At 41.0% G+C, this 15,366-nt stretch carries 17 protein-coding genes; 11 read left to right on the forward strand and 6 right to left on the reverse strand.

Annotation, left to right across the window (positions count from 1 at the left end; all coding sequences use genetic code 11):
• The first annotated feature begins 116 nt into the window (after positions 1–116).
• The 3 genes from E0D95_RS07305 to tmpT all read left to right on the forward strand — a co-directional run bounded on the left by E0D95_RS07305 (position 117) and on the right by tmpT (position 2,574).
• Positions 117–1,049, forward strand: coding sequence for an oxygen-dependent tRNA uridine(34) hydroxylase TrhO (locus tag E0D95_RS07305; RefSeq protein WP_130803264.1), 933 nt, complete (start codon positions 117–119; stop codon positions 1,047–1,049).
• Positions 1,050–1,259: 210 nt separating this feature from the next.
• Positions 1,260–1,865 carry a DedA family protein gene (locus E0D95_RS07310; protein WP_130803265.1) on the forward strand — a complete coding sequence of 202 codons (606 nt, stop codon included), beginning with the start codon at positions 1,260–1,262 and terminating at the stop codon, positions 1,863–1,865.
• A gap of 46 nt (positions 1,866–1,911) precedes the next feature.
• A complete protein-coding gene (gene tmpT / locus E0D95_RS07315) occupies positions 1,912–2,574 on the forward strand; it encodes a thiopurine S-methyltransferase (RefSeq protein WP_130803266.1) in 663 nt (220 codons plus the stop codon).
• A gap of 144 nt (positions 2,575–2,718) precedes the next feature.
• Here the strand turns inward: tmpT and E0D95_RS07320 are convergent, their stop codons facing one another.
• Positions 2,719–3,243: a YecA/YgfB family protein gene (locus tag E0D95_RS07320; protein WP_130803267.1), complete on the reverse strand. Its 525-nt coding sequence runs from the start codon at positions 3,241–3,243 to the stop codon at positions 2,719–2,721.
• A 68-nt stretch (positions 3,244–3,311) separates the two neighbouring features.
• The gene (locus E0D95_RS07325; protein WP_130803268.1) at positions 3,312–3,521 is read right to left on the reverse strand and encodes a PA3496 family putative envelope integrity protein; all 210 of its coding nucleotides are present in this window, start codon (positions 3,519–3,521) and stop codon (positions 3,312–3,314) included.
• A gap of 365 nt (positions 3,522–3,886) precedes the next feature.
• Here E0D95_RS07325 and rpoD point away from each other — a divergent pair, with 365 nt between their 5' ends.
• The 6 genes from rpoD (at position 3,887) to E0D95_RS07355 (ending at position 10,370) form a co-directional block, all read left to right on the forward strand.
• Positions 3,887–5,773, forward strand: coding sequence for an RNA polymerase sigma factor RpoD (gene rpoD / locus E0D95_RS07330; RefSeq protein WP_130803269.1), 1,887 nt, complete (start codon positions 3,887–3,889; stop codon positions 5,771–5,773).
• A gap of 106 nt (positions 5,774–5,879) precedes the next feature.
• On the forward strand, positions 5,880–6,167 hold the full coding sequence (locus E0D95_RS07335; RefSeq protein WP_130803270.1) for a YbeD family protein: 288 nt from the start codon (positions 5,880–5,882) through the stop codon (positions 6,165–6,167).
• Between the two features lie 80 nt (positions 6,168–6,247).
• A complete protein-coding gene (lipB, locus tag E0D95_RS07340; RefSeq protein ID WP_130803271.1) occupies positions 6,248–6,907 on the forward strand; it encodes a lipoyl(octanoyl) transferase LipB in 660 nt (219 codons plus the stop codon).
• Between the two features lie 77 nt (positions 6,908–6,984).
• Positions 6,985–7,518: a hypothetical protein gene (locus tag E0D95_RS07345; RefSeq protein ID WP_130803272.1), complete on the forward strand. Its 534-nt coding sequence runs from the start codon at positions 6,985–6,987 to the stop codon at positions 7,516–7,518.
• 1 nt (position 7,519) lies between these two features.
• Positions 7,520–8,704 carry an iron-containing alcohol dehydrogenase gene (locus tag E0D95_RS07350; protein ID WP_130803273.1) on the forward strand — a complete coding sequence of 395 codons (1,185 nt, stop codon included), beginning with the start codon at positions 7,520–7,522 and terminating at the stop codon, positions 8,702–8,704.
• Between the two features lie 268 nt (positions 8,705–8,972).
• Positions 8,973–10,370, forward strand: a complete 1,398-nt coding sequence (locus E0D95_RS07355) for an APC family permease (protein WP_130803274.1) — start codon at positions 8,973–8,975, stop codon at positions 10,368–10,370.
• A 64-nt stretch (positions 10,371–10,434) separates the two neighbouring features.
• On the opposite strand, the gene E0D95_RS07360 is transcribed toward E0D95_RS07355, so the two are convergent.
• Positions 10,435–10,995, reverse strand: coding sequence for a flavodoxin family protein (locus tag E0D95_RS07360; RefSeq protein WP_130803275.1), 561 nt, complete (start codon positions 10,993–10,995; stop codon positions 10,435–10,437).
• A gap of 131 nt (positions 10,996–11,126) precedes the next feature.
• On the opposite strand from E0D95_RS07360, the gene E0D95_RS07365 reads away from it, so the two are divergent.
• Together E0D95_RS07365 and E0D95_RS07370 are read left to right on the forward strand one after the other, a co-directional pair.
• Positions 11,127–11,507: a winged helix-turn-helix transcriptional regulator gene (locus E0D95_RS07365; RefSeq protein WP_130803276.1), complete on the forward strand. Its 381-nt coding sequence runs from the start codon at positions 11,127–11,129 to the stop codon at positions 11,505–11,507.
• Between the two features lie 18 nt (positions 11,508–11,525).
• Positions 11,526–11,909 carry a VOC family protein gene (locus E0D95_RS07370; RefSeq protein WP_130803277.1) on the forward strand — a complete coding sequence of 128 codons (384 nt, stop codon included), beginning with the start codon at positions 11,526–11,528 and terminating at the stop codon, positions 11,907–11,909.
• Between the two features lie 20 nt (positions 11,910–11,929).
• Here E0D95_RS07370 and E0D95_RS07375 read toward each other — a convergent pair whose 3' ends face one another.
• From E0D95_RS07375 to serS, 3 genes are all read right to left on the reverse strand, one after another.
• Positions 11,930–12,412 carry a tRNA (cytidine(34)-2'-O)-methyltransferase gene (locus E0D95_RS07375; RefSeq protein ID WP_130803278.1) on the reverse strand — a complete coding sequence of 161 codons (483 nt, stop codon included), beginning with the start codon at positions 12,410–12,412 and terminating at the stop codon, positions 11,930–11,932.
• A gap of 132 nt (positions 12,413–12,544) precedes the next feature.
• Complete coding sequence (gene cysG, locus E0D95_RS07380; RefSeq protein ID WP_130803279.1) at positions 12,545–13,927, reverse strand: siroheme synthase CysG; 1,383 nt, start codon at positions 13,925–13,927, stop codon at positions 12,545–12,547.
• Between the two features lie 69 nt (positions 13,928–13,996).
• Positions 13,997–15,268, reverse strand: coding sequence for a serine--tRNA ligase (gene serS / locus E0D95_RS07385; RefSeq protein ID WP_130803280.1), 1,272 nt, complete (start codon positions 15,266–15,268; stop codon positions 13,997–13,999).
• Between the last annotated feature and the right edge of the window lie 98 nt (positions 15,269–15,366).

Consider the following 15,366-nt stretch of genomic DNA (forward strand, 5'->3'; position numbering starts at 1 on the left):
TCTACTTTTTCATTTCACAAAATAAACCCTATAAACTGTAATGCTTTCTCGCCTAATCTACATTTTCAGGATAAAATATGTGCCTGAATTTTTCTCTTATACTTTTGGAGTTTTCCATGAACGCTACTGTAGAACAGCTTGCACCTGTAGAACAGCCAGCGACCACTGATTGGGTTGTTGCCGCACTATATCAATTTAAGGAAGTGAATGATGCTGCTGATTTACAGCAACGACTTCTGGATTTAGTCAAAACCATCAATCTGTGTGGAACTCTGATTGTGGCTAGCGAAGGGATTAATGGAACAGTTGCCGGTGACCGTCAAGCGATTGATTGCATTCATCAGTTCTTGCTGAATGAAGGCTTTCATGCGATGGAATATAAAGAATCGCAAAGCTCGGAAAAACCGTTCCGTAAAATGAAAATTAAACTTAAAAAAGAAATCGTGACACTTGGCGTAGACGTTAAGCCACGTGATTTGGTCGGTCACTATCTAGACCCTAAACAATGGAATGAACTGATCGCTCGAGATGATGTGATTTTAATTGATACCCGTAATGATTACGAATATAAAGCAGGTACTTTTAAAGGCGCAATTGACCCAAAAACTGAAACGTTCCGCGAATTTCCAGAATACGTGAAACAAAATCTGGAACAGCATAAAGATAAAAAAATCGCGATGTTTTGTACTGGCGGCATTCGCTGTGAAAAATCAACGTCACTTTTACTCCAAGAAGGTTTTAACGAGGTTTATCATCTCAAAGGCGGTATTTTAAAGTATTTGGAAGAAACACCCGCCGAAGAAAGCCTTTGGGAAGGTGAATGCTTTGTATTTGATGGTCGTACTGCGGTTACACACGGCGTTGAAGAGGGTCAAAACATTAAATGTCATGCCTGTGGCTGGCCACTTACTCCAGAAGAATCAGCACAACCGAGTTATGAACATGGGGTGTCGTGTGTGTACTGTATTGATAAAACTTCTGAAAAGCAAAAAGAAGGTTTTCGTATGCGCCAATCCCAAATCGCTGCGGCTAAACGTAAACGTTTATAACCCGAATTAGAAATACAAAACTATTTTTAAAGCCGAGAAAGTCTAACACCTTCTCGGCTTTGTTCATTGAACACTTAAAATGATTCTATTGAAAATGATATTCTTCAAAAAATCATGACGATGCTTGATACTCAATGCTCGCTTACATAATAAATATTTAAAAACAGCAACTTAATCGATAAAATTATTTTATTTGTCATTGAACAGCATATGGACAATTGGGTCATCCAAATTATAGAACGCTTAGGCTATCTCGGCATTGCCTTCTTAATGTTTATGGATAATGTGTTTCCCCCTATTCCCTCAGAAGTGATTATGCCGAGTGCAGGCTATACTGCATCTCGCGGACAATTACAGATTATCGGCGTCATTATTGCTGGAAGTATCGGTTCAATTTTGGCGGCTACACTGTTATATGGAGTTGGACGTAAAATCCCCAGAGAACTGATGTTTAAATGGGTTGATCGCTATGGGAAATACTTGTTTATTCAATCACGAGATTTACAAAAAGCACTGGATTGGTTTGAGCAATATGGGCACCGTATCGTCTTCTTTGGACGTATGATTCCTGCGGTACGTTCTCTCATTAGTATTCCTGCGGGCATGAGTCATATGCCATTTGGAAAATTTATGTTGTATAGCAGTTTGGGAACCATCATCTGGACCACTTTTTTAGCTTGTGTTGGGTTTTATTTTGGTGAAAATCAACAGCTCATGTTTGCAATTATGCATCGCGTGGGTTATGTCATTTTGGCATTGGCCATGATTGTGTGTGTTTGGTGGCTGTACCGGAAGTTTTATAAATCGAAAAGCTAGTATCAATTTAAAAACAGCTATTTTAGCTTTAACCGTTGAGAATCATATGCAACACGAATTTTGGCACCAACGTTGGCAGGAAAATCGAATTGGCTTTCATCAGTTTAGACCAACGCCGCTCATGCTTGAACATTTTGCACAGCTAAAACTACATCAAAATGCACGTATTTTTGTACCACTCAGTGGTAAAACACTGGATATTAGCTGGTTAATACAGCAGGGTTTTCGAGTGGCTGCTATCGAACTCAGCCAAATTGCAGTTGTGGCATTAATTCAACAATTGGCTGAAGATTTTAATTTCGACTTTAGGATGTCAGAACAAAATCGTCTCATTCATTATGCACACCCACAAGTTGATCTTTTCGTGGGAGATATTTTCGATCTGAGCCCAGCACAATTGGGACAAGTCGATGCAATTTATGATCGGGCGGCACTGATTGCCCTACCCAAACCAATGCGTCATCGCTATGCACAGCATTTGACACAATTGACGCATCAGGCACCACAGTTTTTAATTAGCTACGAATATGAGCAAAATAGTTTTGAAGGACCGCCTTTTTCAGTTGAGCCTTTGGAAATTCAACAGCTTTACGCTGAGCATTATCAAATTCAACTGTTAAAACAGCAATCAGTAGATGCACAGCAAAACAAGGGACAAAATCCACAAAGTAAAGTCTGGTTGCTTCAACCCAAGAAGCAAAGACTTTAATCCCTAAACAAAAAAACACCTCCATTTGAGGTGTTTTTTATACAGTCTTTTTTGATCTATCTCAGCCGCGATTAAAGCCGAATCAAGCTACAGTACGGTTGAGCCACGGTGATATAACAACCCAAGACAACACTTCAGCTATTGTTAATTAGGAGTATGATACATCAAATAGATTTCATTCAAATTATCTGGAATTTCTTCTGCAAGTTCATCCATCAATTGACCATTACGGCGAAATGATTCCATTTGCGGATCTTCTTCATCAATGCCACTAAATACCATAATCGGCAAAGTTAAATCGACCAATTGTTCTTCATATTCTGGGCTAAACCATGCATCTTCGTTTAAGAACATGGCATCGACAAACCCCACGCTCCAGTCACCTAAACTTGAATCAACATCCGCTTCTTCAATTTCAAAAGGAAATTCTATTCCTTCTTCATTCGCCAAATTCTGACGAATCGACTCTAACCATAATTTAATCTGCTGAATCATTTCAGCAGGCACTTTCTTTTGATGGTTATCAAATAATTCATCTAACCAGCGGTCAAACTGAGGACCTACTGCAATTGCACATAAAAAACCATGAGTCGCAGCAAAATCTAAACCATATTCGTTTTGGTCACCGTCTAGATAATCACTTAATAGATCTAAATTTAAGGTACTCATTGTTTATCCAGCGTGTTAAAAATTAGTGCATAGCATAACATTTTCAGTGATACATGCGGCGATTGATTTTATTCGTCTTCGTCATCCAGATCATCGTCATCAAAGTCATAATCCAGATCTTTGAGTTCACGTTCTAAGCGGCGCTGCGCCAAAAGGTCATCAATTAAACGACGTTTTTCCAATGATTCTTTGGCACTGATTTTGCCTGATGCTTCATCAAAACTAACATCATCATCATCACTGTAGCTATCATCTAATTCAAAATCTGTAGAAGACACTAAAACTACCTCATAATGAAAAAATGTGAATAGGTCTAGCCGCTATTTATCGTGGTTAAAGAAGCATGTCAAGTTTTATTTATTTTTTTAGCACGGAATAGATTATTTTTCCTTTTTTATTACAAAACAAATTGTATATTGATCAAACTATTGATAAGTTTAATCGCTTGAGTCTTGCGTTTATAATAATGTGGAGATTAAAAACTTGAAAAAGAGCAAGCCTACCCCAATATCAAAAAAACAGTTGTGAAATCAAATATTTTTTTAACACACATATAAGTGACCAAATCGGAAAACATTTACAGCGAATTGTGCTATCATGCACGGTTTTTTACTGCCACAGATTCAACGAAGAGTAAGCAAAGATGAGCGATATGCATTCCCCTACTTCTCAGGTAGCGGCTCTGATTAGCCGAGGCAAAGAGCAAGGTTACTTAACCTACGCTGAGGTTAACGATCATCTCCCAGACTCAATCACAGAAAGTGAACAGATTGAAGACATTATTCAGATGCTTCAAGACGTTGGTATTCCTGTGCATGAACGTGCGCCTGAATCTGATGATACGATGTTTGGTGAATCTACCGAAGCCGCAGACGAAGTTGCTGAAGAAGAAGCCGCAGCAGTATTGGCATCGGTAGAAAGTGAACCCGGTCGTACCACTGACCCTGTGCGCATGTATATGCGTGAAATGGGGACTGTGGAGCTGTTAACACGTGAAGGTGAAATCAGCATTGCAAAACGTATTGAAGAAGGCATCCGCGATGTACTTCATTCAATCGCTTACTGGCCGAATGCCGTTGAAGTTGTATTGCAAGAATATAATGATTTTCTAACCGGCGAACGCCGTCTTGCGGATATTTTGTCAGGCTATCTTGACCCAGAAACCGATGAAGACATTCCAGAAGTGCTTGAAGAAGAAGCCGAACTGGATGAAGACGATGAATCATCATCAAAAACTACCAAAGAGGTTAAACTCGATGATGAAGATGAAGATGAAGAGTCTGAAGGTGATGATGATTCCGAAGGTGAATCAGGTCCAGATCCTGAAGTTGCTAAAGTTCGCTTTGAAGAACTAGAAGCAGCATGGAAGAACACCAAGACTGTTATTGAACAACATGGTCGTAGTAGTGAGCAAGCCAAACAAGCTTTAGAATCTCTCGCGACTGTGTTCATGATGTTCAAATTCACCCCGCGTCTATTTGATATTATTTCAGAAATGATTCGTGGTACACATGAACAAATTCGTGCCAACGAACGTGAAATTATGCGTTATGCAGTGCGTCGTGGTCGTATGGATCGTAATTTATTCCGTACCAGCTTCCCAGGTCAGGAATCTAATCCAGCATGGCTGGATGAACAAATTGCCAAAACACCTGCTGAAACTCGTTCTTATTTAGAAAAAGTTCGTCCTGACGTCTTGGCCTTTCAACAAAAGATTGCGGATATTGAAAAAGAGCTTGATCTGAATGTTCGTGAGATTAAAGACATTTCTAAACGCATGGCAGTAGGTGAAGCGAAAGCTCGCCGTGCCAAGAAAGAAATGGTTGAAGCCAACTTGCGTCTAGTGATCTCAATTGCCAAGAAATATACCAACCGTGGCTTACAGTTCCTTGATTTGATTCAGGAAGGTAACATCGGTTTGATGAAAGCGGTTGATAAATTTGAATATCGTCGTGGTTATAAGTTCTCGACTTATGCAACATGGTGGATTCGTCAGGCGATTACCCGTTCAATTGCGGATCAGGCACGTACCATTCGTATTCCGGTACATATGATTGAAACAATCAACAAAATCAATCGTGTATCACGTCAATTGCTTCAAGAAATGGGACGCGAACCTACTCCTGAAGAATTGGGTGAACGTCTGGAAATGGACGAAGTCAAAGTTCGTAAAGTGCTGAAAATTGCCAAAGAACCAATTTCGATGGAAACGCCAATTGGCGATGATGAAGATTCGCATTTGGGTGACTTCATTGAGGATTCCAACATTACCTCACCAGTCGATGCAGCCACTTCAGAAGGTTTGAAAGAAGCGACTCGTGAAGTGCTGGAAAACTTGACTGAACGTGAAGCCAAAGTCTTAAAAATGCGTTTTGGTATTGATATGCCAACCGATCATACCTTGGAAGAAGTGGGTAAGCAGTTTGATGTTACGCGCGAACGTATTCGTCAGATTGAAGCCAAAGCACTACGAAAATTACGTCATCCTTCACGTTCTGAACACTTGCGTTCATTCCTTGAAAATGACTAATTGAATGGCGCGTGATGCTGCCTTGAAATTTAAGGCATCATCCCCATTTAATACTCAAATACATCAAATGCCTGCATTTTCGCAGGCATTTAATATGGAGAATGTTATGTTAGACCGCACTCCTTCTCGTGAACTACAAGAGCATCTTTGGGTTTTCCCAATGGATTATCCAATTAAATTGATTGGTAATGCTGGGGATGAACTTCGTGTTGCTGTGGTTGATATCTTGCAAAAACATTTTCCAGAATTTGATGGTAACTCACTTAAAGTACAGCCGTCTCGTACTGGAAAATATCATTCGCTCACTGCGCAATTGCGTTTTGAAGAATTAGAACAAGTGCATGCACTTTATGCTGACTTGGCTGCTTGCGAACATATTCGTACGGCACTTTAAAAAAAACACGCCATAAGGCGTGTTTTTTTATCTCAATTCATTTTACTCTGTCTTCATTGTATTTTTTAAGGGCTTGATCTGTGAATGATACGGTTCTCAAACCATCTTTAGTCATACGGCAATATCAAACACTTACACCTTATGCCGAACGTTTTCAGGAAATGAAAAGCCTGACCGAACAACGCGATGAGAATACGCCTGACCAACTCTGGATCTTGCAACACCCTTCTGTTCTGACTCAGGGACAAGCGGGCAAACCTGAACACATTCTATTGGCAAGTGACATTCCTGTTGTTCAATCGGATCGTGGTGGGCAGGTGACATGGCATGGGCCGGGGCAAATGGTGATTTATTTCATGTTCGATTTAAATCGCTTGAAATGGAATGTACGCACCTTGGTATCATTTGCTGAACAACTTATGATTGATTTATTGAATCAATATGGCATTCAAGCCTATGCCAAACCTGATGCACCAGGTGTTTATGTGGCTGAACGCAAGATTGGTTCGCTGGGTTTTAAAATTCGGCGTGGACGTAGCTATCATGGGCTTGCCTTAAATATAGACTGTGCGTTAACAGGTTTTCAAACCATCAATCCCTGTGGTTATGCAGGTCTGGAAATGGTTCGTCTCAGTGATTTGATTCAGGACTATCCAAGCTTTGACCAATTATGTGCAGATGTTGTTCAATACTTTCAGCAAACTGATTATTTTATTGACCTTAGAGTCACCCAGTTATAAATTGCTTTATTTTTTCCACAGAACCATTTAGAGTAATTGCTCTAAAAATCAAATTATAATGTGTAAGGGACGAACGCGTGATTTCGACTAAAACCGTAAAACCCATGTTACAGCTCAACTATGTCAAACTCATGATGGATGTGATTGGGCGCGGCTTAGTAATGGCAAGTCAGGTCGATGAAGAAATACAAAATGAAGTCGCTAAATTTCCAGTTGGCTTTGTGTTATCGATGAATGTCTTTCCAAATGGGCCTGCATTTATTGCCAGAGTAACCGCAGAGAAAAAACTTGAATTGATTTCTGCCGAACAGGCCAAGCCTGATTTAACCATTACTTTTAAACACGTCACTCATGCCTTTATGGTGTTTTCATTTCAGGAAAGCACAGCGCAAGCGTTTGCCAATGACCGCATGATCGCTGATGGTGACGTGTCCGCAGCAATCCGTCTGGTGCGTTGTCTAAATAAAATGGAATCTCTGATTTTACCGAAAGTGGTTGCTTCACTTGCAGTAAAACAATATCCAAATGAACTGAGCTTAAAAGACAAGCTGAGTGAAGCTGCCAATATTTATCTTAAAGTCGCACAGTCATACTTAAAACGGAGTGTCTAAAATGGCTAAACCTTATTACGAATTTTTCTGTCCAGTCAAAGTCATTGCAGGCAGTGCCGCTTTAGAACACATTCCTTTTGAGTTGGCAACATTAGGCTCAAAACGCCCGATGATCATTACCGACAAAGGTGTCCGTGCCAACAAACTCCTTGAACCGATTGAAACTGCTTTTGCAACCACAGACGCAGAAATCGGCTATATTTTTGATGATGTTCCACCAGATTCAAGTCTGGAAACAGTACGCCGTGCTGCGCAAATGTATCGTGACAATAATTGTGATGCAATCATTGCCGTCGGTGGTGGTTCAGTGATTGATACCTCTAAAGCCACAAATATTTTAGTGTCCGAAGGTGGCAACGATTTATTGCAGTATTCGGGGGCGCACAACTTACCTAAACCACTTAAACCTTTTTTTGTGATTCCAACCACGTCGGGAACTGGCTCAGAAGTCACTATGGTTGCCGTAGTCTCAGATACGCAAAGAAACGTGAAACTGGCATTTGCTTCGTATTACCTGATGCCACATGCTGCAATTCTTGATCCGCGTATGACCTTAACTTTGCCTGCTCACCTGACCGCGATGACGGGTATGGATGCTTTAACCCACTGTGTAGAGGCCTATACCTGTTTGGCAGCCAATCCTTTAAGTGATGCTTATGCCAGTGCAGGCATTAAAAAAATCAGTGAAAACCTGTTTAACGTGATTGAAAATCCAACCGATGCACAAGGTCGACTTGAACTCGCCCAAGCCTCTACGATGGCAGGTATCGCATTTTCAAATTCAATGGTTGGTTTGGTCCACTCTTTAGGCCATTCACTAGGTGCAGTGGCTCATCTGCCCCACGGTTTATGCATGAATTTATTCTTGCCTTATGTGCTTGAATATAACAAAGCAGTCAATGGACAAAAAATTGGCGAATTACTGTTGCCTCTTGCAGGTGCAGATATTTATGCGCAAACCCCAGCCGCTTTACGTGCAGATAAAGCAATTGCAACCATTTTAGCGATGCGTGACCGTTTATTTAGTTTGACCAAACTACCACGTACTTTACGTGAAACAGGGAAAGTGACTGAAGCGCAACTGGATGAGATTGCAGAGAAAGCTCTGAATGATGGTTCTATTATTTACAATCCGAAAGAAGCGACTTTTGAAGATTTAAAAGCAATTTTACAAAAAGCGTGGTAAATCAAAAATATTTTTTGATGTTTTTTTAATGAAAAGCCTGAATTATCAATAAGTTCAGGCTTTTTTATTTTTAGGTGAATTTTCATTCATCATTTTGTAGAGCAAACTGGCAAAAAATTTGCTAAAAATTCCATAAAGTTACTGACAAAAGCCATCAATTTAGGATAGATTGGCGCACTTTACTTTTTCATATAGGGGGGATCGTTCGTCTCAAACGATCCTTAACAAACATGACTGATCCTTGATCAACGATTATGAGGATACGCCGTTGACAACTCACACTGGGACTCAACCTGCGGCTAAATTGCAAAAGACGCTAGGACTCTGGCACATCATTATCATTGGTTTGGCATACATCCAGCCGATGACATTGTTTGACACTTTTGGTCTTGTATCAGAAGAAAGTCACCACCATGTACCCACTTCATACATCGTTGCACTCATTGCAATTTTGTTAACCTCCATCAGTTATGGGCACATGATCCGTCGCTATCCATCGTCTGGATCTGCCTATACCTATGCACAAAAATCGATTCATCCTAATGTCGGCTTTATGGTCGGCTGGTCATCATGGCTTGACTATCTGCTTTCACCCATGGTGAATATTATTCTCGCTGTGATCTACCTTCAGGCATTATTCCCCTCGGTCAATCATTGGATTTGGGTGATTGTACTGACGGCGTTTATGACAGGTGTGAATCTACGTGGTGCAAAATTTGTTGCTAATTTTAACAGTTGGATCGTTTTGGTTCAGTTGATTGTAATTGCTGCATTCACTTATCTGGTTTATCAGAAATTACAGATGGGCTTGAATGTAGAAGGACCTATTACCGCTGAAACACGTTATCAATTGTGGAGTTTGCAACCGTTCTGGAATGAGCTCACCTCACTTGGCGCAATTGTCACAGGTGCTACGCTACTGTGTTTCTCCTTTACTGGGTTCGATTCTTTGAGTTCATTGGCTGAAGAAACCAAAGATACTGAGAAAACGCTCCCGAAAGCGATTTTTCTGACGGCATTATTTGCAGGTATTATTTTTATTATTAGTACTTACTTTATGCAAATCTATTTCCCGGGTGACCCAAAAACTTACTTCAAAGATATTGCTGCCACGCAGCCTGATATTTTATTGCTGGTGGGTGGTTCGTTATTCCAGTCTTATGTATTGGCGTTCGCTATCGTTACGGTTATGGCGTCTGGTATTTCTGCCCATGCAGGGGTATCACGTTTAATGTATGTGATGGGACGTGACGGTATCATTAACAAGAAAATTTTTGGTCATATCAGTCCAAAAAGTTACACGCCGTCTTATAACATTATCATTGTCGGTGTTGTAGCGTTGGCTGCTGGTTTTATGGATTTAGATATTATTATTTCCATGATTAGTTTTGGCGCGCTGACTGCGTTTACCTTTGTAAATCTGTCTGTGATTTCACGCTATGCACTACGTGACGGTCGCACCAAAAACTTTAAAGATATTCTCAATTTTGTGATTATTCCATTACTGGGTTTTTTCAGTATTTTTGCGTTGTGGCTAGAAATTGAAGATACAGCGTTAAAATATGGACTTTGGTGGGCCATGTTCGGTATTTTGTATTTGGGCTATAAAACCAAAGGCTTTAAATACTCAGCACCGCAACATAACGAATTTGACGATAAACTTTAATTGCTCAATTCCTATAATAAAGGCGCATTTTTGCGCCTTTATTATTTCTTATTGATGGTTTTAGTTAGTCTTTCGCATAAAATCGATTGGTAATGGTTTGAATGCGCTGCGCATAACTTTTCACTGTTTCAATGTCCCCTTCAGGTATTTCATCTACACTTGCATCGGCAGGAGTTTGAATAAGGGCACCCACTGACCCCCCTAGATTATTAATATCTTGACGTGTTGCTGTTTTGGTATTGGCAGGCAATAGACCTAAGCTGACCCAAATGCCTCCATGTTGAGATGCCAGCGTCTGAAACTGAATCAAGGTCACTTGTTTGTCGCCATTAAGACTCGCACTGTTGGTAAAACCACCAAAAACTTTATCTTGCCAAGCACGTGTAAACCATTTCTTAGACGATGCATCGGCAAATTTCTTAAATTGCCAAGGTGCAGCTGCCATATAGGTTGGTGCAGCAAAAACAATTGCAGCAGAATCATCCAAGACTTGCCAGTCTTGCTCTGTAATGTCACCTTGAGGGTTAATTTCGATCAAATTTGCATTAATTTGTGCTGCAAAATGTTCAGCCAAGACTTTGGTGTGACCATAACCCGAAAAATAAACGAGAGAAATATTCGCCATTAGAAATACTCAATTTGCATGAAGATGAGTTAATGATATACTTTAGAAACTAGGTGTCAATTAGTTACCTTTAAGTAACCCTTCGATTTTCTGTTTAAAATTTACAGAAAATAATATTTTGAGGAAAAGTCATGAATTCAGCATTGCCTTATAACGTTTATAGTCAGTACTGCCCTGCCCGACTTTTTTTTGAAAAAATTGCAGATAAATGGGTACTGCTGATTTTGAATGTCTTAGAAGAACAGCCCATTCATTTCAATTTACTCAAGAAAAAAATTGAAGGAATTTCCCCTAAAGTTTTATCGCAGAAACTAAAAATATTGGAACGTGATGGCTTTATTCTGCGTCAGGTACAAAATACTGCACCGATTCGAGTCGAATATCGTTTAACCGATTTAGGTCGCGATGTCTCAAAAACTGCGTTACAACTTAAAGGATGGGCGGAAACGCATATTGAGGCTGTGCTCAAAGCGCAGCAGCTTTATGATTCTTCGCAGAACGTCAGCATATAAATTAAAAAGAGAAAAAACATGACACCACAACCGTTAATTGCAGTACAAGATGTCGAATTGAGTAGCCAATGGTATCAATATGTTTTAGCACTCAAAAGTGGGCATGGGGGTACTGAGTACGAACAACTGTTGAACGAACATGGAGAAATGGTTCTACAACTGCATCAATGGCAAGCACATCATCACCCTTACATGGGGGATTCTAGCCAACTCAAAGGCAATGGCATGCTTCTTTGGTTTGAAACCCCACATTTTGATGTTGTAGTAAAGCGTTTGCATCAGCATCAGGTCGAAATTTTGGAACAGCCTAAAGTCAATACCAATGCCAATCATCGCGAAGTTTGGTTTAAAGACCCAGATGGCTATGTAGTGGTGGTAGCAAGCCAATATGGAGATCTTTAATTCCTTTTAATCAAGGAAAATTAAGATGAAAGTGCTTGAAAGCCCTGCTGTCGCCATGCTTCATAAACAATGACTGCGGTTGCGTTGGATAGATTCAAACTTCTGGAATTTTCTGCCATCGGTAAACGAATCCAGTTTTGCTGTGGAAACATCAAGCGCACTGATTCTGGCAAACCACGGGTTTCAGGTCCCATCAGCAAGGCAACAGGACGATTCAAATTGACTGTATGCGGGGTTGCACTGCCTTTAGTCGTTAATGGAAAAACTTCAGATTCCGTAATGCCTTGTGATTTTAAAGATTCAAGGCATTGCTCAATATTGTCCCAGATTTTCATTCGTGCATATTCATGATAATCCAAACCCGCACGTTTGAGCTTTTTATCATCCAGTTCAAAGCCTAAAGGCTTGACCAAATGTAGCTGAGCACCCGTATTGGCACATAAACGAATGATATTTCCTGTATTGGCAGGAATTTCAGGCTCAAACAAAACAACATGGATCAACTTAAATACTCACTACTAACGACTATGATTCAGGCACAGCCTTCGCCTTGCGCTCGGGCAGAACGACGTTCTGCTTATCCTCTTTACTCAGGCACAGCCTTCGCCTTGCGCTCGGGCAGAACGGTGTTCTGCTTATCCTCGCTCATTCCATTTTAACTGTTCACGTAAATTCACTACTTCACCAATAATGGTCAAAGTCGGTGCATGGATATGATATTCAGCAACTTTAGATGCAATATCCGACAACGTGCCGACCACCACTTTTTGTTCAGGGGTCGTGCCCTTAGAAATTAAAGCAACAGGCATATCAGGACGCTGACCATGTACAATTAATTGCTGACAAATATGCTCAAGCCCCACCAAGCCCATATAGAGAACAAGGGTCTGATTCTCATACACCAGTTCATTCCAAGGGAGTTCAGGTGAACCTTCTTTTAAATGTCCCGTCAAAAACCGTACACTTTGTGCATAATCACGATGGGTCAATGGAATACCTGCATAGGCCGCGCAGCCTGATGCAGCAGTAATACCAGGAACGACCTGAAATGAGACACCTGAAGCGAATAACTCCTGAATTTCTTCACCACCACGCCCAAAGATAAATGGATCGCCACCTTTTAAGCGACAGACTCGTTTACCTGATTGCGCATATTCAACCAATAAGGCATTAATGCCCTCTTGGGGTACACTGTGGTTTGATCGAGCTTTGCCGACATATACTTTTTCTGCATCACGCCGGCACAGCTCTAAAATCGGCGGGGACACCAAACGGTCATAAATGACTACATCGGCTTGTTGCATTAAACGCAGAGCTTTTAAGGTCAACAACTCTGGATCACCCGGCCCTGCACCGACCAAATAAACTTCCCCTTTGGGCGCAGTCCACTCGGAAAGTGCCTGTGCCATCATTTGATTGGCGATTTCCAGATTGCCATGAAATACTTGTTCTTTGAGCGGACTAAGATACAGTTCTTCCCAAAAAACTCGGCGTTCATCTGGATTGCTAATTTGTGCTTTGACTCGACTACGCCATTCACCAGAAAATTCAGCCAGCTTGCCCATACCATGAGGCACTAGCATTTCAATCTGAGTACGAAGCTGACGCGAAAGTACAGGAGATGCACCATTAGAAGCAACTGAAATCAACAACGGTGAACGATCAATAATTGCAGGCATCATAAAACGACAATTCGGAATATCATCGACACTGTTGACTAACAGGTTTCGACGTTCCGCTTGTTCAAAGACACGTTGATTGACCGCAGCATTATTGGTTGCTGCAATCACTAAACGATAAGCGTGATCGAGATCAGTATCTGCAAATTCTTTTAAATAAAACGCGCCTTGACTTTGTTCAACCAAGGTTTTGAGTTGATCTTCAATCACAGGTGCGATGACATCCAGAATCGCACCTGCTTTGACCAGAAGGATTGCTTTTCGATAAGCAATATGTCCCCCACCCACGATCAGGCAGCGTTGCTGTTGCAACTTCAGTGAAATTGGAAGAATTTCCACAGCCGACCTCTACATCAACGTTTTGGGTGGGTTAAAGCAAAAATCATGCACAACTTAATACCGATATGTTTAATCGATATAGGTTGCACCGCCCATATAAGGACGCAAGACTTCTGGGATTTCAATCGAACCATCGGCACGTTGATAGTTTTCCATCACCGCTAATAAAGTACGACCCACGGCTAAACCTGAACCATTCAAGGTATGTACCAATTCGGTTTTCTTTTGGTCAGCACGATAACGCGCCATCATACGACGTGCTTGAAAGTCGCCCATATTTGAGCAGCTTGAAATTTCACGGTAGGTATTTTGACTTGGTACCCAGACTTCTAAATCATAAGTTTTGGTTGAACCAAAACCCATGTCGCCACCGCAAAGTAGAATTTTACGGTATGGTAAACCAAGTGCCTGTAAGATACCTTCGGCATGGCCTGTTAGCTCTTCCAAGGTCTGCATTGAATTTTCAGGCTTGACGATTTGCACCATCTCCACTTTATCGAACTGATGCTGACGAATTAAACCACGCGTATCACGTCCATAAGACCCTGCTTCACTACGGAAACACGGGGTATGTGCTGCATATTTGAGTGGCAAACGATCAGCATCAATAATTTCATCACGGACAAAGTTAGTGACAGGCACTTCAGCCGTTGGAATTAAGTAATATTCTTTTTCGCCTTGGAGTTTAAATAAATCTTCTTCAAACTTAGGCAGTTGACCTGTACCACGTAGTGAATCGGCATTCACCAAGTAAGGAACATAAGCTTCGGTGTAACCATTTTTTAACGTGTGGGTATCGAGCATGAATTGCGTCAAAGCACGTTGCAAGCGAGCCAAAGGTCCTTTTAATACGCTAAAGCGAGAACCTGTGAGTTTAGTGGCCGTTTCAAACTCAAGACCGCCCATCCATTCGCCTAGATCCGTGTGATCTTTAATTTCAAAATCAAACTGACGCGGTGTACCCCATTTTAAAATTTCCACATTGTCATTTTCATCTTTACCTTCTGGTACAGATTCATCTGGCAAGTTCGGAATGCTTAACGCTTTTTCTTCAATTTCGGCTTGTAGTTCAGCCAAAGCCACTTCTGCTGCCTTGATTTCATCACCAATGGCTTGCATACGCGCCATGATCTCAGAAGCATCACCACCTGCTTTTTTAATCTGACCTACCTGTTTGGCACCCGAATTACGTTCTGCCTGTAAACTTTCAGTTTTGGATTGCAATTCTTTACGACGCGCTTCTAAAGACGCCCATTCAGCAGCATCAAGTTGTACGCCACGTTTTGCCAAAGCCTGATTTACAGCTTCAATATTGGTTCTAAGTAATTTTGGGTCGATCATAGTCAATCATAAGTTGAAGAGAAAAAACTGCCTATAGTGTAAGTGCTTCACAGCAAAAAATATAGTCACCGTGTAGTGACTATATTTATAAATCATTT

The sequence above is a fragment of the Acinetobacter ihumii genome (genome assembly GCF_900625095.1).
Classification (GTDB): domain Bacteria; phylum Pseudomonadota; class Gammaproteobacteria; order Pseudomonadales; family Moraxellaceae; genus Acinetobacter; species Acinetobacter ihumii.

Coding starts and splice junctions, on each gene's coding strand:
- E0D95_RS07370 (WP_130803277.1), top strand. CDS start 11,526: ATGACACCACAACCGTTAATTGCAGTACAAGATGTCGAATTGAGTAGC.
- E0D95_RS07365 (WP_130803276.1), top strand. CDS start 11,127: ATGAATTCAGCATTGCCTTATAACGTTTATAGTCAGTACTGCCCTGCC.
- E0D95_RS07320 (WP_130803267.1), bottom strand. CDS start 3,243: ATGAGTACCTTAAATTTAGATCTATTAAGTGATTATCTAGACGGTGAC.
- E0D95_RS07305 (WP_130803264.1), top strand. CDS start 117: ATGAACGCTACTGTAGAACAGCTTGCACCTGTAGAACAGCCAGCGACC.
- E0D95_RS07360 (WP_130803275.1), bottom strand. CDS start 10,995: ATGGCGAATATTTCTCTCGTTTATTTTTCGGGTTATGGTCACACCAAA.
- E0D95_RS07335 (WP_130803270.1), top strand. CDS start 5,880: ATGTTAGACCGCACTCCTTCTCGTGAACTACAAGAGCATCTTTGGGTT.
- E0D95_RS07350 (WP_130803273.1), top strand. CDS start 7,520: ATGGCTAAACCTTATTACGAATTTTTCTGTCCAGTCAAAGTCATTGCA.
- tmpT (WP_130803266.1), top strand. CDS start 1,912: ATGCAACACGAATTTTGGCACCAACGTTGGCAGGAAAATCGAATTGGC.
- serS (WP_130803280.1), bottom strand. CDS start 15,268: ATGATCGACCCAAAATTACTTAGAACCAATATTGAAGCTGTAAATCAG.
- rpoD (WP_130803269.1), top strand. CDS start 3,887: ATGAGCGATATGCATTCCCCTACTTCTCAGGTAGCGGCTCTGATTAGC.
- E0D95_RS07310 (WP_130803265.1), top strand. CDS start 1,260: ATGGACAATTGGGTCATCCAAATTATAGAACGCTTAGGCTATCTCGGC.